The 16,736-nt window shown below is 54.6% G+C and carries 14 protein-coding genes and 2 pseudogenes; all 16 read left to right on the top strand.

The genetic code is table 11. From position 1 onward, the window contains the following. Positions 1-167 precede the first annotated feature (167 nt). The 16 genes and pseudogenes from yqiS to QSJ10_RS09880 all read left to right on the top strand — a co-directional run bounded on the left by yqiS (position 168) and on the right by QSJ10_RS09880 (position 16,677). Positions 168-1,067, top strand: coding sequence for a phosphate butyryltransferase (yqiS, locus tag QSJ10_RS09955; RefSeq protein ID WP_053532192.1), 900 nt, complete (start codon positions 168-170; stop codon positions 1,065-1,067). A 20-nt stretch (positions 1,068-1,087) separates the two neighbouring features. Further along, entirely contained in the window at positions 1,088-2,191 is a 1,104-nt protein-coding gene (locus QSJ10_RS09950) for a leucine dehydrogenase (protein ID WP_053532191.1), read from the top strand. A gap of 54 nt (positions 2,192-2,245) precedes the next feature. Further along, entirely contained in the window at positions 2,246-3,328 is a 1,083-nt protein-coding gene (buk, locus tag QSJ10_RS09945) for a butyrate kinase (RefSeq protein ID WP_053532190.1), read from the top strand. A 62-nt stretch (positions 3,329-3,390) separates the two neighbouring features. Next, positions 3,391-4,812, top strand: a complete 1,422-nt coding sequence (gene lpdA, locus QSJ10_RS09940) for a dihydrolipoyl dehydrogenase (RefSeq protein ID WP_033016492.1) — start codon at positions 3,391-3,393, stop codon at positions 4,810-4,812. A gap of 67 nt (positions 4,813-4,879) precedes the next feature. Continuing rightward, entirely contained in the window at positions 4,880-5,875 is a 996-nt protein-coding gene (locus QSJ10_RS09935; RefSeq protein WP_033016452.1) for a thiamine pyrophosphate-dependent dehydrogenase E1 component subunit alpha, read from the top strand. Between the two features lie 16 nt (positions 5,876-5,891). Continuing rightward, positions 5,892-6,875, top strand: a complete 984-nt coding sequence (locus tag QSJ10_RS09930) for an alpha-ketoacid dehydrogenase subunit beta (RefSeq protein ID WP_021322378.1) — start codon at positions 5,892-5,894, stop codon at positions 6,873-6,875. A 120-nt stretch (positions 6,876-6,995) separates the two neighbouring features. Next, positions 6,996-8,174 carry an RNA-guided endonuclease InsQ/TnpB family protein gene (locus QSJ10_RS09925; protein ID WP_033016453.1) on the top strand — a complete coding sequence of 393 codons (1,179 nt, stop codon included), beginning with the start codon at positions 6,996-6,998 and terminating at the stop codon, positions 8,172-8,174. 305 nt (positions 8,175-8,479) lie between these two features. Further along, positions 8,480-9,823 carry a dihydrolipoamide acetyltransferase family protein gene (locus tag QSJ10_RS09920; protein ID WP_053532721.1) on the top strand — a complete coding sequence of 448 codons (1,344 nt, stop codon included), beginning with the start codon at positions 8,480-8,482 and terminating at the stop codon, positions 9,821-9,823. Between the two features lie 118 nt (positions 9,824-9,941). After that, on the top strand, positions 9,942-10,937 hold the full coding sequence (locus QSJ10_RS09915) for a YncE family protein (protein ID WP_053532720.1): 996 nt from the start codon (positions 9,942-9,944) through the stop codon (positions 10,935-10,937). After that, the gene (locus QSJ10_RS09910; protein ID WP_053532719.1) at positions 10,916-11,590 is read left to right on the top strand and encodes a response regulator transcription factor; all 675 of its coding nucleotides are present in this window, start codon (positions 10,916-10,918) and stop codon (positions 11,588-11,590) included. The genes QSJ10_RS09915 and QSJ10_RS09910 overlap by 22 nt, the downstream gene beginning before the upstream one ends. 2 nt (positions 11,591-11,592) lie before the next feature. Then, positions 11,593-12,999, top strand: coding sequence for a sensor histidine kinase (locus QSJ10_RS09905; protein ID WP_053532718.1), 1,407 nt, complete (start codon positions 11,593-11,595; stop codon positions 12,997-12,999). A 66-nt stretch (positions 13,000-13,065) separates the two neighbouring features. Continuing rightward, positions 13,066-13,650: a Uma2 family endonuclease gene (locus tag QSJ10_RS09900; RefSeq protein ID WP_011231854.1), complete on the top strand. Its 585-nt coding sequence runs from the start codon at positions 13,066-13,068 to the stop codon at positions 13,648-13,650. Between the two features lie 447 nt (positions 13,651-14,097). Next, a pseudogene (locus QSJ10_RS09895) lies at positions 14,098-15,066 on the top strand (methylmalonyl-CoA mutase family protein); the annotation flags it as partial. Positions 15,067-15,092: 26 nt separating this feature from the next. Next, a complete protein-coding gene (locus tag QSJ10_RS09890; protein ID WP_230581371.1) occupies positions 15,093-15,254 on the top strand; it encodes a hypothetical protein in 162 nt (53 codons plus the stop codon). A gap of 32 nt (positions 15,255-15,286) precedes the next feature. Beyond that, positions 15,287-15,724, top strand: coding sequence for a BrxA/BrxB family bacilliredoxin (locus tag QSJ10_RS09885; RefSeq protein WP_020756259.1), 438 nt, complete (start codon positions 15,287-15,289; stop codon positions 15,722-15,724). Positions 15,725-16,381: 657 nt separating this feature from the next. After that, positions 16,382-16,677, top strand: a pseudogene (locus QSJ10_RS09880) (nucleotidyltransferase family protein). Positions 16,678-16,736 lie beyond the last annotated feature (59 nt).

The following is a 16,736-nucleotide window of genomic DNA, read 5'->3' as shown; positions in this document are numbered from 1 at the left end:
ACATTGACAAAAACAGTGTGCAATAATTTGCGTATAGTGAAAAAGATTACACAAACGAACTTCAACAGCCTTTATTTCATAAAGCGCTTTCATATATTGGTGATTGGCATGGTTTTTGCGTATAAAGAAGTGCCTCGACGGATTGGCAGAAAAGGTTGGTGCAGACGATGAATTTGAACACATTAATCGAGGAAGCAAGTCAATGTCAAGGTCGGACGGTGGCCGTGGTCGCCGCCGAGGATGAGGAAGTGATCGAAGCGGTGGCGATGGCGCTCGAGCATCGCCTCGACCGGTTTGTGCTGTACGGAGACCGGGAGCGAATCGGACGGTTGCTCAAAGAAAAAGGGGGGGCGCGTTTTGCCGATGTCGACATCGTTCACACCAATTCGGTCGCCCAAGCGGCCGAACTGGCGGTGCGCGCCGTTCATTTGAATGAAGCAGATGCCTTAATGAAAGGGCACGTACCGACGGCAACCTTGCTGAAAGCCGTCTTGAACAAAGAATACGGGCTGCGCACAGGAAAGGTGTTGTCCCATGTCGCGGTGTTTGACGTGCCGGCGTTCGAACGGCTGATCATCGTGACCGACGCGGCCATGAACATCGCCCCCGATCTCGAGCAAAAAGTGCAAATTGTGAACAATGCCGTCAGCGTGGCGCGTTCCATCGGCATCGAGCGTCCGAAAGTCGCGGCGCTGGCGGCGGTGGAGACGGTCAATCCGGCCATGCCGGCAACCGTCGATGCAGCGGCGCTCGCGATGATGCAAAAGCGGGGACAAATCGAACATTGCCTGCTTGACGGGCCGCTTGCCTTGGACAATGCAGTGTCTATGACGGCGGCGAAGCATAAACGAATTGAAAGCGAAGTGGCTGGACAGGCTGATATTTTGCTCGTGCCGGACATTGAATCCGGCAACATGTTGTACAAGTCGCTCGTCTACTTTGCAAAAGCCAAAGTCGGCGCGGTCATCGCCGGGGCGAAGGCGCCGATCGTCTTGACGTCGCGCGCCGACTCGGCGGAAAGCAAACTGTATTCGTTGGCGCTCGCCATCTGTTCGGCAGCGAAATGAAAAGAAGGAGGCCATCTGAGATGGAATTGTTCAAATATATGGAAACTTACGATTATGAGCAAGTGCTGTTTTGCCAAGATAAAGAATCGGGTTTGAAAGCGATCATTGCCATTCATGACACAACGCTCGGCCCGGCGCTCGGCGGGACGCGCATGTGGATGTACAATTCGGAAGAAGAAGCGCTTGAAGACGCCTTGCGCCTCGCCCGCGGCATGACGTACAAAAACGCGGCCGCCGGCCTCAACTTGGGCGGGGGCAAAACGGTCATCATCGGCGACCCGCGCAAAGATAAAAACGAAGCGATGTTCCGGGCGTTCGGCCGCTTCATTCAAGGGCTGAACGGCCGCTACATCACGGCGGAAGACGTCGGCACGACCGTCGCCGATATGGATATCATCTATCAAGAAACCGACTATGTCACCGGCATTTCGCCCGAATTCGGCTCATCCGGCAACCCATCGCCGGCGACCGCCTACGGCGTATACCGCGGCATGAAGGCGGCGGCAAAAGAGGCGTTCGGCAGCGATTCGCTCGAAGGAAAAGTCGTCGCCGTCCAAGGAGTCGGCAATGTCGCGTATCATTTGTGCCGCCATTTGCACGAAGAAGGAGCGAAACTCATCGTGACTGACATCAACAAGGAAGTGGTGGCGCGCGCGGTCGAGGAATTCGGAGCGAAAGCGGTCGACCCGAACGACATTTACGGCGTGGAGTGCGACATTTTTGCTCCATGCGCGCTCGGCGGCATCATCAACGATCAAACGATTCCGCAACTGAAAGCGAAAGTGATCGCCGGATCGGCGAACAACCAGCTGAAAGAGCCGCGCCATGGCGACATCATCCATGAAATGGGCATCGTCTATGCCCCGGATTATGTGATCAACGCCGGCGGCGTCATCAACGTCGCGGACGAACTGTACGGCTACAATCGGGAACGGGCGATGAAAAAAATCGAGCAAATTTATGACAACATCGAAAAAGTGTTTGCCATCGCCAAGCGCGACAACATTCCAACGTATGTGGCCGCCGACCGGATGGCGGAAGAACGGATTGAAACGATGCGCAAAGCGCGCAGTCAATTTTTGCAAAATGGTCACCATATTTTAAGCCGCCGTCGCGCCCGCTAACAGCGGCGCGGGGCGGCCTCCGCCCCGCCGGCGGATGACGGAGGGACGACAACGATGCAAGAGCAGAAGTTCCGCATTTTAACGATCAATCCAGGTTCGACGTCAACGAAAATTGGCGTCTTTGAAAACGAACGGCCATTGCTCGAAAAAACGATCCGCCACGAGGCGGAGGTGCTTCGGCAATATAAAACGATTGCGGATCAGTATGAGTTCCGCAAACAAACGATTTTGCAAGCTCTCGATGAAGAAGGGATCAATTTATCGAAGTTGAACGCCGTCTGCGGCCGCGGTGGACTCCTCCGCCCGATCGAAGGCGGGACGTACCGCGTCAATGAGGCGATGCTTGAAGATTTGCGCCGCGGTTATTCGGGACAGCACGCCTCCAATCTCGGCGGCATTTTGGCGCATGAGATCGCCTCGGCCTTAAACATCCCGGCGTTTATCGTCGACCCGGTCGTCGTCGATGAGCTTGAGCCAATCGCCCGGATCAGCGGCTTTCCGCTCATTGAGCGGCGCAGCATTTTCCACGCCCTAAACCAAAAAGCGGTCGCGCGCCGCGTCGCCAAGCAGCTTGGCAAGCGGTATGACGAACTGAACTTGATCGTCGCTCATATGGGCGGCGGCATCACGGTCGGCGCCCATAAGCAAGGGCGGGTGGTGGACGTGAACAACGGGCTTGACGGCGAAGGCCCGTTCAGCCCGGAGCGTGCCGGGACGGTGCCGGCCGTCGATTTGGTGGCGCTATGCTTCTCGGGCGACTACTATCGCGAGGAAGTGATGCGCATGCTCGTCGGTCAAGGCGGACTTGTCGGGTATTTGGGCACGAACGATGCGGTGAAAGTCGAGAACATGATCGAAGCCGGCGATGAAAAGGCCAAGCTCGTCTATGAGGCGATGGCGTACCAAGTGGCGAAAGAAATCGGCGCGGCAAGCGCCGTATTGGCGGGCAAAGTGGACGCCATCATTTTGACCGGCGGGTTGGCGTATGGCAAATCGTTTGTCGAACGAATCACTCGCCGCGTGCAATGGATCGCCGATGTCATCGTCCATCCGGGCGAAAACGAACTGCAGGCGCTTGCCGAAGGGGCGCTTCGCGTCCTGCGCGGCGAAGAAGAGGAAAAAACGTATTCAGGGTGAAGCGGCTTCGCCGGTTTCAGTCCGGCGTTGATGCGGCAACGGATGAGAAAGGGGAAGACAAGATGGCAAAAGAATACGATGTCGTCATTCTCGGCGGCGGCACGGGTGGCTATGTGGCCGCTATTCGCGCCTCGCAGCTCGGCTTGAAAACGGCGGTTGTCGAAAAAGGGAAGCTCGGCGGCACGTGCCTGCACGCCGGCTGCATTCCGTCCAAAGCGCTGCTCCGCAGTGCGGAAGTGTACGCGCAAACGAAAAATAGCGAGGCGTTTGGCGTCATCGTCGGTGATGTGCGCCTTGATTTCGCGAAAGTGCAGGCGCGCAAAGCGACGATTGTCGACCAGCTCCATAAAGGTGTGCAGCATTTGATGAAAAAAGGGAAGATCGATGTGTACGCCGGCATCGGCCGCCTGCTCGGCCCGTCGATCTTTTCCCCGCTGCCGGGGACGGTGTCGGTTGAGATGAACGACGGCAGCGAAAACGAAATGCTTGTCCCGAAATTCGTCGTCATTGCCACTGGTTCGCGGCCGCGTACGCTACCGGGGCTTGAGCCGGACGGCGAATTCGTGATGACATCGGATGAGGCGCTGCAAATGGAGGTGCTTCCGTCGTCTATCTTGATCGTCGGGGGCGGCGTCATCGGCATGGAATGGGCGTCGATGCTCAACGATTTCGGTGTGGAGGTCACCGTGCTTGAGTATGCCGATCGCATTTTGCCGACAGAAGATGAAGATGTCTCAAAAGAAATGGAAAAACTGCTCCTCCGCCGCGGCGTCAACATCGTCACAGGAGCGCGGGTGCTCGCGGAAACGCTCGAGAAAGGAAACGGCGTCACGATCCAAGCGGAGCATCAAGGCGAGCGGAAAACGTTTGCGGCCGACAAGATGCTCGTTTCCATCGGGCGTCAGGCGAACATTGAAGGAATTGGTCTTGAAAACACCGAAATTGTTGTGGAGAAGGGATATATTCAAACAAACGAGTTCGGCCAAACGAAAGAATCGCACATTTACGCAATCGGTGATGTCATCGGCGGCCTGCAGCTGGCCCATGTCGCTGCCCATGAAGGGATTGTCGCCATTGAGCATTTGGCCGGGCGCAATCCAGCGCCGATTGACTATTCGATGGTGCCCCGCTGCATTTACACCCGTCCAGAAGCGGCGGCGGTCGGCTTAACCGAACAAGAGGCGAAAGCGAAAGGCTATGATGTCAAAATCGGCAAATTTCTGTTTAAAGCCATTGGCAAGGCGCTTGTGTTCGGTGAGGCGGAAGGGTTTGTGAAACTCATCGCCGACCGGAACACGGACGATCTGCTTGGCGTCCATATGGTCGGGCCGCACGTGACCGATTTGATTTCCGAAGCCGGGCTCGCCCGCGTGCTTGATGCAGCTCCGTGGGAAGTGGCCCATGCGATCCACCCGCATCCGACGCTGTCAGAGGCCATGGCGGAAGCGGCGCTGGCGGTCGATGGCAAAGCGATTCATTTTTAGTTCGTGGCGGCATGAGCTTGGCGCGTGATCATTGGTTGACTATGTGAATCTAAGGGAGGTTGTTGTGATGGCGCAAAACCGTCATCAAGCGCTCGGATTAAGCGATGACACGGTGTTGGAAATGTATGAAACAATGCTTCTCGCCCGCAAGCTCGATGAGCGGATGTGGCTGTTAAACCGCGCCGGAAAAATTCCGTTCGTCATCTCGTGCCAAGGGCAGGAAGCGGCGCAAGTCGGCGCGGCGTTCGCCCTCGATCGGACGAAGGACTATGTACTGCCGTACTACCGCGATATGGGGGTTGTGCTGACATTTGGAATGACGGCGAGAGAATTGATGCTGGCGGCGTTCGCCAAGGCGGAAGACCCGAACTCCGGAGGCCGGCAAATGCCTGGCCATTTCGGGCAAAAGAAAAACCGGATCGTCACCGGCTCCTCGCCCGTGACGACGCAAGTGCCGCATGCGGTCGGCTTTGCGTTAGCGGCGAAAATGGAAAAGAAAGATTTTGTCGCTTTTGTCACCTTTGGCGAAGGGTCGTCGAACCAAGGCGACTTCCATGAAGGGGCAAACTTCGCCGGTGTTCACAAGCTTCCGGTCATCTTCATGTGCGAAAACAACCAGTACGCCATTTCCGTGCCGATTTCGAAACAACTCGCGTGCGAAAAAGTGTCCGACCGCGCTGTCGGTTACGGCATGCCGGGCTATACGGTCGACGGCACCGATCCGCTTGAAGTATACCGCGTCGTCAAGGAAGCGGCCGACCGCGCCCGCCGCGGCGAAGGGCCAACGTTGATTGAAGCGGTGACGTATCGGCTGACGTCGCACTCGTCGGATGACGACCATCGCGTCTACCGGACGGAAGAAGAGCTCGCCGAGGCGCGCGCCAAAGACCCGATCATCACATTTGCCAACTATTTGAAAGAAACGGGCGTTTTGACCGATGAACGGGATGAAGAAATTCAAGCGCGCGTCATGAAGGAAGTGAACGAAGCGACTGACTACGCTGAGAAGGCGCCGTATGCCGAGCCGGAGCACGCGCTTCGCTACGTGTATGCCGAGGAGTAAGGGAGGGGATTTGACGATGCCTGTTATTTCCTATATTGATGCGGTCACGATGGCAATTCGCGAAGAGATGGAGCGCGACCCGCGCGTGTTTGTGTTAGGAGAAGACGTCGGCCGAAAAGGCGGAGTGTTCAAAGCGACACAAGGATTGTACGAGCAGTTTGGCGAAGAGCGCGTGATTGATACGCCGCTTGCCGAATCGGCGATCGTCGGCGTCGGCATCGGCGCGGCGATGTACGGTCTGCGCCCGATCGCGGAAATTCAGTTTGCCGACTTCATCATGCCGGCGGTCAACCAAATCATTTCGGAGGCGGCGCGCATTCGCTACCGCTCGAACAACGACTGGAACTGCCCGATCGTCATCCGCGCTCCATACGGCGGCGGTGTTCACGGTGCTCTGTACCATTCTCAATCGGTGGAAGCGATTTTCGCCAACCAGCCGGGGCTGAAAATCGTCATGCCGTCGACGCCGTATGATGTAAAAGGATTATTGAAAGCGGCGATTCGCGATGAAGATCCGGTGCTCTTTTTCGAGCATAAACGCGCCTACCGCCTCATTAAAGGAGAGGTGCCGGAAGACGACTACGTATTGCCGATCGGCAAAGCTGATGTCAAGCGTGAAGGAGAGGACATCACGGTCATCACGTACGGGCTGTGCGTCCATTTTGCCTTGCAGGCGGCCGAACGCGTCGCACAAGACGGCATTTCCGTCCATCTGCTCGATTTGCGCACCGTCTACCCGCTTGACAAAGAAGCGATCATCGAAGCGGCGAGCAAAACGGGGAAAGTGCTGCTTATTACGGAAGACAATAAAGAAGGCAGCGTCATGAGCGAAGTCGCCGCCATTATCGCGGAGCATTGTTTGTTTGATCTCGACGCGCCGATTATGCGCCTTGCCGGTCCAGACGTTCCGGCCATGCCGTATGCGCCGACGATGGAGAAGTTCTTTATGGTCAACCCGGAAAAAGTCGAAAAAGCGATGCGTGAACTCGCGGCGTTTTAACATAAATCAGCCAGAAGTCCCCCACCTCTACAGGTGGGGGATGAATGGCGTTCGGTTTTTCTGTTTTTCTCTTTCTTCTTTGGATGGCAATAGAATACAATAAACATAGGAGGTGAAACCATGTATCGAACGCTGAAAACCCGTTTTCAGGCAAAGAAAGAAGTTATCCAAAAACTATTTGAATGCAATCGTATCTCCGCAGAAGTTTGGAACGAATGCCTTCGTTTGGCAAAAGAACATCATTTGGAAACAGGAAAATGGATAACCAAAACGGAACTGCAAAAAGCAACAAAAGGTCGTTTTTCTATCCACAGCCAAAGCATCCAGGCGGTTGTGCATAAATATATCTTTGCCCGTGATGGGGCAAAAGAAGCACGGAAAAAAGGAGAAAAAATCAAATATCCATACAAAAAGAAAAAACATTTCAACACGAAATGGGCAAAAGATGGGTTTGTTTTGCATGAAGACGGAACGTTGGAACTGTCGCTAGGAATTTGGAATCGAAAACGACAATCTCCTTTGGTGGTGAAAATCGACAAAGAGAAACTTCCAAACGGAAAAGTCAAAGAAATCGAGTTGGTCTATGACCGTGGTTTGTGGCTTTGTTTATCGTATGAAGATGGGAAAAAACCAAAAGAAAATCCATGTAAAAACCGTGTTGCTATTGACCCAGGGGAAATTCACACCATCGCAGCCATTTGTGAAAATGGGGAAAGCCTCATTATCACGGGAAGAAAAATAAGAAGCATTCATCGGTTGAGAAACAAGAAATTAAAAGAACTGCAAAAACTCATGAGCAGATGCAAAAAAGGCTCCAAACAATGGAAAAAGTACAATCGGGCGAAACAATATGTACTTTCGAAATCAGAGGCACAACTAAAGGATGCACTGCACAAAACCACGAGACAATTTGTTCGTTGGTGTTTGGAAAACCAAGTGAAAGAAGTCGTCATTGGAGATATCGAAGGAATCCAACGGAATACGAAAAAGAAACGAAACAAAAAGACCAATCAGAAATTATCCAATTGGTCGTTTGGAAAATTATTTGATTATCTCAAATACAAATTGAATGCCGAAGGAATTCAAATCGAGAAAAAAGATGAAAGTTATACCTCGCAAACATGCCCTGTTTGCGGGAAGAAAAATAAATCTTCTTCTAGAAATTATACATGTCAATGCGGGTACAAACGACACCGTGATATCCATGGGGCAATGAATTTATTTGCCAAAGTATATTATGGTGAAATCCGCCCATTGGAATTTACGGTCAAACCGTTTACGTATCGACGGATTGCTTAGGTATGAAGTCGTAGATGGCGAGTTCCCGCCCTTGAGTATCATGGATACTCATGTTGCCTGTGGCTCCCAACGGGACGGGTGCCAGGTGTTGCCTGCAGATAGGCTGCCAACCAGCCTATCATGCATCCACCTCCGAAGGGGAAACAGGAAACCCCCACTTCGATAAGTGGGGGAGGTTCATTGTAGGAGCAGTGGAGGAGCGGAGAACCCCGGTCCGCAGCGGAGCTTCTCAAGTTTTGAGGCGAACCGCAGGCGGCCGGGGCGCCGCGGCGAAGACATTGCAGCCAAGATAGGAGGGTATCGATGTGGCCATCGAACAATTGACGATGCCTCAGCTCGGGGAAAGCGTCACGGAAGGCACGATCAGCAAATGGCTCGTTTCCCCGGGCGACAAAGTGAACAAATACGACCCGATCGCTGAAGTCATCACCGATAAAGTGAGCGCGGAAATTCCGTCGTCGTTTGCCGGCGTCATCCGCGAGCTGATCGCCAAAGAAGGGGAGACGCTCCCAGTCGGCGCGCCGATTTGCACGATCGAAGTCGAAGGCGCTGCACCGGCTTCGGAAGCGAAGCCGGCGGATGAAGCGCCGAAAGCAGAAGACAACGCCAAGCCAGCCGCTCCGAAAAAGGCCGGCCGGGCAAACAACGGCCGCTATTCGCCGGCCGTGCTCCGCTTGGCTCAGGAACACGGCATTGACCTCGAACAAGTCGAAGGCACCGGCCTTGGCGGGCGGGTGACGCGCAAAGATTTGCTGAAGCTCATTGAGTCTGGACAAATTCCGAAAGCGGGAGCGGCACCGGCGGCGGAACAAGCGGCGCCAAAAGCGGAATCGAGAACGGAACAACCGGCCACAGCCGCCGCAACCGTTCAACCGTCTGCCGCGGCCGCGCCAACCGCGCCGCAGGCAGCGCCGATCAAACCAGCGGCCCCGAACGTCGAAGCCGGAGCGGGCGACATCGAAATTCCGGTCACCCCGGTGCGCAGAGCGATCGCCGAGAACATGCTCCGCAGCAAACACGAAGCGCCGCACGCTTGGATGATGGTCGAAGTCGACGTCACCGATCTTGTCGCCTACCGCGATGCCATCAAAGACGAGTTCAGGCGGCGTGAAGGCTTCAATTTGACGTATTTCGCCTTCTTCGTCAAGGCGGTCGCCCAAGCGCTGAAAGAATTCCCGCAGCTGAACTCGACGTGGGCGGGCGATAAGATCATTCAACGCAAAGACATCAACATCTCGATCGCCGTCGCGACGGATGACGTCTTGTTCGTGCCCGTCATCAAGCACGCCGATGAAAAAACGATCAAAGGCATCGCCCGTGAAATCGCTGAACTGGCGGCGAAAACGCGCGCCGGCAAACTGCGCCCGGAAGACATGCAGAGCGGCACGTTCACCGTCAACAACACCGGCGCGTTCGGCTCGGTGCAGTCGATGGGCATTATCAACTACCCGCAAGCGGCCATTTTGCAAGTGGAAACGATCGTCAAACGCCCGGTCGTGAAAAACGGCATGATCGCCATCCGCGACATGGTCAACTTATGCTTGTCGCTTGACCATCGCGTCTTGGACGGCCTCATTTGCGGCCGCTTCCTCGCCCGCGTCAAAGCGATTTTGGAAAACATGAACAAAGACAACACGCCGATTTATTAACGATTCCCCCATCGCCATCGGTTGGCGGTGGGGTTTTTGCATGGCGCGATTTCAAACTTCTCTCACAAATGTGAGGTATAATGGGGGCAGAAACGAATAGGTGAAGGAGAAACTCGAGATGAAACGAGAGAGCGTATGGATGCTGTTGTGTTTGTTCTTTATGCTAAGCGGCTGCGCGAAGACATCGTTTCCTCCGATCGCTGATTCGCTGTCGGTCGTCATCAGTCTCGATGTCAAAGCGGAAACGGTCACCTTTTTGAACGCGAAAAATGGCGGCAAAATCGCCCGCTGGAACATTGATCAGCCGTTTCAAGGCGGGGTGTTGAGCCCAGACGGCCGGACGCTTTTTTTGTACGGGCGGGATCTTGACGGGGTCTATCGGTACGATCTCGCGACCGGGAAGCTGCTTGGCGAATGGAAAATAGGAAGCGGCATTGTGAGCGCTGCTCCATCTCCGGATGGCCGCACGTGGTTTTTTGGCGACAGCACCCATCACGCGGTGCGCGTTGTGAGCCGGGACGGGAAAGAGATCGCCCGCCTTTCGGTCGGACGCTCCCCGATGACGCTGCTGGTCAATCGCGCTGGAACGAGGTTGTATGTGATCGATTTTCAAGACGAACGGACGTGGATCATCGATGTGGACCGCCGCCGCGTCATCCGTTCGTTCGCCGTGCCGAAGTTCGCCTTGGGCGGAGTGGTGCGCGAGCGACAAGAGGAGCTGTGGGTCGGCGGGCACGGCAGCGGAAGCCGTGTGGAAACGAACATTCATGTCTACTCACTGCAAGACGGCCGCTTGCTCCGGACGATCGCCGCTCCGGTCATGCCGGTCGATTTCGTCGAAACAGGCCGCGGCGTGTTTGTGCTAAGCCATGGCTCCAACACAGTTTACCAATTTTCCCTAGATGGAAAGAAACTCGCTTCGGCGTCTGTCGGCGCCAATCCATTTGCGATGGAAGCGGCGTTCGGTCGTTTGTATATCGCGAGCTATGACAGCGATGAAATTATCGTGGTCGATGAGGCGACGTTGCGTCTGCTCGCCCGTTGGAAGACGGGAGACGGCCCGCTGCAACTATTCATTCGGGAGGGACGAACATGTGCGAACGAACCATTTTAATCGTGGATGATGAAGAAGAAATGCGTCTGTTGGTCAGCATGTATTTAGAAAACGCCGGCTTTCGCTGCTTGGAAGCGGGAGATGGGGAGGAGGCGCTGGCGCTGCTTTCGCAACATCCGGTTGATGCCGTGCTGTTGGACGTCATGATGCCAAAACAGGACGGATTCGCCGTCTGCGCCCGCATCCGCGAGCAGTCGGACGTGCCGATTTTGTTTTTGACCGCGCTTGGCGAAGAATGGGACAAAGTGAAAGGATTGAAGCTGGGAGGCGACGATTACATCGTCAAACCGTTCAGCCCGGGAGAGCTCATCGCCCGCCTTGAGGCGGTGCTGCGCCGGGTGCAGCGCGTCCGCGAGAATGACGGCCGGCTGCAATTTGGCGACCTTGCCATCGACGAAAAAGGACGAACCGTGACCGTTGGCGGCGAGGCGGTGAAGCTGACGTTGAAGGAGTTTAAGCTGCTGCTGTTTTTGGCAAAACACCGCGGTCAGGTGTTCAGCCGCGACGACTTGCTCGTCAAAGTGTGGGGATATGATTATACAGGAAACGCTCGCACGGTCGATACGCATGTGAAAACGCTGCGCATGAAGCTGAAAGACGCCGCTCGCCATATCCAAACCGTCTGGGGCATCGGCTACAAGTTTGAGGGATGAACATGAAACGGCTTCGGTTAGGACAAAAACTATGGCTGTCGATCGGCGCCGCGGTCGTGGTGACGCTGGCGTTTTCTTTTGGTCTTCTCAATTATTTTTACCGGACGGTGTACATGAAAGAAGTTGAGCGAACGTTGATCGCGGAAGGGACGAGCCTCGCCCGCGACTATCGCGGCGGGGCGGTGACGGAGGCATATCGCCGTCAAATCGAATGGTATGACGAAAAATCAACGGCCACGATCTTGTTGATTGACAACCCGCGCGAACTGAGCGCCTGCTTTCCGTTTCCGGTCCACTATGACGCGTTAGTCAGCGGCCGCGACCGGGAAACATTGTTAACCGGGAAGCCTGTTGTCAAAACGGGATACGAAAAGCGGTTCGGCCGCCGCGTGATGGCGGTCGTCGTTCCGCTTTTGGACGGCAAGCGGCTTGAAGGAGCGATTTACTTGTATTTGCCGTTAGCCGACGTTCAGGAAGCAACGAAGCGGGCGGCCGCCGCGTTTTGGCCGTTGGCCGCCATATTCGTCGCCGCGCTTTTGGTTGTCGGCCGACGGATGGTGCGGCAGATGACCGAGCCGCTGCAGGCGATGGAACAAGCGGCAGAACGCATGGCGGAAGGACGCTACGAAGCGGACATCCCCGTGCGGAGCGATGATGAAATCGGCCGCCTGGCGGAGGCGTTCAACCAAATGGCGGACGCCATTGCTAAAGAAGACGAGCGGAAACGCGAGTTCTTAGCGAACGTCTCGCATGAGCTGCGCACGCCGCTCAGCTATATGAAAGGATACAGCGAAGCACTCCTTGCTGGCCTCGCGAAAACGAAGGAAGAAGAAAAGGCGTACCTTCGCCTCATCCACCGCGAAACGGAGCGGATGGAGCGGCTGGTGCGCGATCTTCTTGACCTGGCGCGCCTTGAAGGGCAAAGCGTGCCGCTCGAGCGCGCGCCGGTGGCGTTCGCCCAAGTGATCGAAGATGTCATCGCCACGTACGAACCGATCGCCGCGCAAAAGCGGATCGAGCTGGCGTTCGAGTTGGACTATGACATCATCGTCAACGGCGACGCCGACCGGCTCGAACAAGTCGTGCGCAACTTGCTTGACAACGCCATCCGCTACACCCCAGAAGGCGGTGTGGTGACGGTGCGGCTTTCCCGCTTTTCGGAAGCGGAAGGCGAGCTTGTCGTCCAAGATACGGGCAAAGGCATTCCAAAAGACCAGCTCCCGTTTCTCGGCCAGCGCTTTTTCCGCGTCGATCGCGCCCGCACTCGCAAAGAAGGCGGCACCGGCTTGGGGCTTGCCATCGTCAAACAAATCGTCTCTCTTCATGACGGCGCGATTTGGTTCGACAGCGACCTTGGACGCGGGATGACTGTATTCGTCCGCCTGCCGCTCGTTCGGGAAGAGGAATAAACATCGTTCAAGATACAGGAATGGATGGTGTATAATCAATATAAAATTAGGAGGAAGGTGGAGGATATGGGTTCACCGGAAAAGGAACAGGCCCCTATGACCTACAAAGAGTATGCGACATGGCCGGAAGGAAAACGGTGCGAGGTGTTGGATGGGAACATCATCAGCATGGCGCCGTCGCCGACACCGGAACATCAATCCGTTTCGCTCCAACTTTCCATTGAATTCGGGATGCATCTTCGTGGGAAGGATTGCCGCGTGTTGGCCGCCCCGATCGATGTGTATCTTTTCGAAGATCATCGAAAGGGATGGATGGATGAAAACGTCCGAAACTGGGTATGCCCCGATCTTGTCGTCATCTGCGACAAAAACAAAATTCAAAAAAACCGCATTGTCGGGGCTCCGGATTTGGTCGTCGAGATCTTGTCCCCCGCTACGGCCAAAATCGACCGGATGGACAAACGGATCGCGTACGAGCGGGCCGGGGTGAAGGAATATTGGATCGTTGACCCGGCGAATCAAGTGGTGGAAGTGTATTTGCGCGGAAAAACAGGAAGATTGGAACTTCATGGAGTGTACAACCGGGATGACGCTGTTTTGGTTCATGTATTGAAGGATTTCGTGATCGATTTGCGAAACATTTTCCAATGAATAAATGGCAGTTGAGATTTTCGCTAAGTGGCGATTTGGAGGGGGACGAGGGAGCATCGTCCAAGAGAGCATGCAACAACGCCCTCTTCCTTTCATGTTTTTTCAGGGCTTCTTGGAGGATTTGTGAATCGTTGAGATGGTGTTGTTTCGCCAAGTCATCGAGCCATTTCGAGATCGTTCATGTTTTTTTGACCGCTTTGTTTTCCATTTCATGGTGAAATGGTGGCATCAGCAAGTTGTTTGCCTTTTTGTTCATTGTCCAAACGCGGCCGATGTACTACAATAAACATAGAAACCGTTTTTTCCCACACGAAGCGTCATCAGCGTTTCGTTCTGAGCAGACGGGTTCGAGAGGGAAAGGTGCGGCTTGAAAAGAAAGCGGTTTCTTATGTCTGGAAGGCAAAGGGGGATCGGAATGAGCGATGTCGCAAAGATGTCGGACTCGCTGATGAGTTTTCACGGCGCATCGCCCGCAATACGCAGCTGTACTTGCAGGAAGAAACGGGCATTTGCCGGACGATCGATCCATGGGCCGGTTCGTATTACGTCGAGACGTTGACGAACGAGTTGATGAAGCGGGCGTGGGTGCATATCGAAGAAATTGAAAGCTTGGGCGGGATGGCGAAAGCCATTGAAACGGGCATCCCGAAAATGCGCATCGAAGAAGCGGCGGCCCGCCGCCAAGCGCGCATCGATTCAGGAGCGGAAACGATCATCGGCGTGAACAAATACCGCCCGGACAAAGAAGAACCGATCGACATTTTGGAAGTCGACAACACCGCCGTGCGAAAGCGGCAAATCGAGCGGCTGAACGAGCTCAAGGCGACGCGCGATAGCGAGCAGGTCGAAGCGGCGCTTGCCGCCATTACAAAAGCGGCGGAAACGGGCGAAGGGAACTTGCTTGAGCTTGCCGTCCAAGCGGCGCGCGTCCGGGCGACGCTCGGGGAAATTTCGTACGCGATCGAAAAAGTGGCGAGTCGCCATCGCGCCGCCATCCGCTCGATCAGCGGCGTGTACAGCTCGGAATACAAAAACGAAACCCAGCTCGAACGGGTGAAGCGGCGGGTGGAGCAGTTCGCCGAACTGGAAGGGCGGCGTCCGCGCATCTTGATTGCGAAAATGGGGCAGGATGGGCATGACCGCGGGGCGAAAGTCGTCGCCACAGCGTTTGCCGATCTAGGGTTTGACGTCGACATCGGCCCGCTCTTTCAAACGCCGGAAGAAACGGCGCGCCAGGCGGTCGAAAACGACGTGCACGCTGTCGGCATCAGCTCGCTCGCCGGCGGACATAAAACGCTCGTGCCGCAGCTTGTGGCGGAGCTTGAAAAACTCGGCCGCGGCGACATTCTCGTTTTTGTCGGCGGCGTCATCCCGCCGCAAGACTACGCGTTTTTGTATGAGCACGGCGCCGCCGCCAGCAGCAAAAAGACTGGATGCACGCCATGATCAAAGAATATATCGAAACGCGCTTTTTCGCTGACCCGATCGTGAAAGAGAAGCTTCCGATGCTCGAGAACAGTGTCATTTCCGGCGCCAAGCCGGTCACCGCCGCCGTCCGCGAGCTGATTGAAGCATACGAACGGAGCCTCGGCGGCGAAGTATGATATGATAAAGGCAAACCGAAGGAGGTGTTGAGATGTTCCAATTTCAATTTCCGCTCTATCACGACATCGTCGAACAAGCGCGGCGTGAAGCGGTCGAAGCCGGATTTGAAGAGCTGCGCACGCCGGAAGACGTCGATGCGGCATTCCGCCGTCCGGGCACCACGCTTGTCCTCATCAACTCCGTATGCGGCTGCGCCGGCGGCATCGCCCGTCCCGCAGCGGCCCATGCCGTTCACTACGACAAGCGCCCGGACCATTTGGTGACCGTCTTTGCCGGCCAAGACAAAGAAGCAACGGCCCGCGCGCGCGAGTATTTTGTCGGCGAGCCGCCGTCCTCGCCGTCGTTCGCGTTGTTAAAAGACGGAAAACTGTGTGCCATGCTCCACCGCCACGACATCGAAGGGCACGAACCGGTCGCCGTCGTGCAAAAGCTGCAGGCGCTGTTTGACGAATATTGCGAGGAAGTGTGAAAGGAGAACCCGAAGTTCGAAAAGGGACTTCGGGTTTTTGCATGACCATTATTGTTTGTGATAATAGAAATGAAGAAGGAAATTGATCGTATCAGTCAAATAAATGAGCAACAAGTCACAACTGTTTTAGATGGTGTTTCAGAAAATGTCATGAGTAAAATTTACAAAGAATCGGTATTAAAATTATTATTGTATCGAAAAGAATGGCTCGTAAATTGGTATATGGAGGTGAAATAAGCGATGCGCCCTTTTGTGCTTTGGTTAATTTGGCAAAATGAATGTACTCGGCAGCGATATCATATTGGAAACTTATTACACGATGGGGATAAGTATGTATTTTATTATGAACGTGTATATTCCTGCTTTCTATAGCGAGTTTATGTTTAACCTTATTCAAAATAACGGGCGTTATATGGCGAGAATTGAATCAATTCATGTTGAGGCTTTTCCACAGCGGAAAGTAAATATAAGTGTCTACGGTGAGCTCCTCCCATCTTGCCAGACGCAAGATCTCGATATGCTACATGAAATATCGTTAGAAGTGATTTAGTCTGTTCACTGTTTTCTGAAGTAGGCATGTTTGATTTCAGATGAATGAATATGTCCATGAAATCGAAACGCTACTGCAAAACATCAAAGAAGAAGTGATCGACCGTGATGTATGGAATGAGCCCGACCGTGTTTGAACGGCTGATGGCGTATTTCGCGGGCGAAGAAGATATACAAAAAGTCGTTTTGTTCGGCTCGCGGGCGCGCGGCACGGCCCGCTACAACTCGGACATTGACTTGTGCATTGACTAGACCGGAAAACAGAAGTGGAAAATCAAAGAGGATCTTGACGAGATTGTCGGCATTTACTCATGTGACGTGCTTTTTTCGACGCGCTGAACGAAGCGATCCGGCGCGAAATCGAGCGCGACGGGAAGACGATTTATGAGAAATCTCCGTCGTGAGCCTAGGCGGCCTGCCCTGCATGAGCGGACAGCCGCCTTTTTTGTCCTTTTGCGCCTGT

The sequence above is a fragment of the Geobacillus stearothermophilus ATCC 12980 genome (genome assembly GCF_030369615.1).
In the GTDB taxonomy this organism is placed as follows: Bacteria; Bacillota; Bacilli; order Bacillales; family Anoxybacillaceae; genus Geobacillus; species Geobacillus stearothermophilus.
This window is presented reverse-complemented; position numbering and strand designations above follow the sequence as displayed.

What these genes read in the sequence shown, in the direction of transcription:
- yqiS (WP_053532192.1), top strand. Translation starts at nt 168, where the DNA reads ATGAATTTGAACACATTAATCGAGGAAGCAAGTCAATGTCAAGGTCGG.
- QSJ10_RS09950 (WP_053532191.1), top strand. Translation starts at nt 1,088, where the DNA reads ATGGAATTGTTCAAATATATGGAAACTTACGATTATGAGCAAGTGCTG.
- buk (WP_053532190.1), top strand. Translation starts at nt 2,246, where the DNA reads ATGCAAGAGCAGAAGTTCCGCATTTTAACGATCAATCCAGGTTCGACG.
- lpdA (WP_033016492.1), top strand. Translation starts at nt 3,391, where the DNA reads ATGGCAAAAGAATACGATGTCGTCATTCTCGGCGGCGGCACGGGTGGC.
- QSJ10_RS09935 (WP_033016452.1), top strand. Translation starts at nt 4,880, where the DNA reads ATGGCGCAAAACCGTCATCAAGCGCTCGGATTAAGCGATGACACGGTG.
- QSJ10_RS09930 (WP_021322378.1), top strand. Translation starts at nt 5,892, where the DNA reads ATGCCTGTTATTTCCTATATTGATGCGGTCACGATGGCAATTCGCGAA.
- QSJ10_RS09925 (WP_033016453.1), top strand. Translation starts at nt 6,996, where the DNA reads ATGTATCGAACGCTGAAAACCCGTTTTCAGGCAAAGAAAGAAGTTATC.
- QSJ10_RS09915 (WP_053532720.1), top strand. Translation starts at nt 9,942, where the DNA reads ATGAAACGAGAGAGCGTATGGATGCTGTTGTGTTTGTTCTTTATGCTA.
- QSJ10_RS09910 (WP_053532719.1), top strand. Translation starts at nt 10,916, where the DNA reads ATGTGCGAACGAACCATTTTAATCGTGGATGATGAAGAAGAAATGCGT.
- QSJ10_RS09905 (WP_053532718.1), top strand. Translation starts at nt 11,593, where the DNA reads ATGAAACGGCTTCGGTTAGGACAAAAACTATGGCTGTCGATCGGCGCC.
- QSJ10_RS09900 (WP_011231854.1), top strand. Translation starts at nt 13,066, where the DNA reads ATGGGTTCACCGGAAAAGGAACAGGCCCCTATGACCTACAAAGAGTAT.
- QSJ10_RS09890 (WP_230581371.1), top strand. Translation starts at nt 15,093, where the DNA reads ATGATCAAAGAATATATCGAAACGCGCTTTTTCGCTGACCCGATCGTG.
- QSJ10_RS09885 (WP_020756259.1), top strand. Translation starts at nt 15,287, where the DNA reads ATGTTCCAATTTCAATTTCCGCTCTATCACGACATCGTCGAACAAGCG.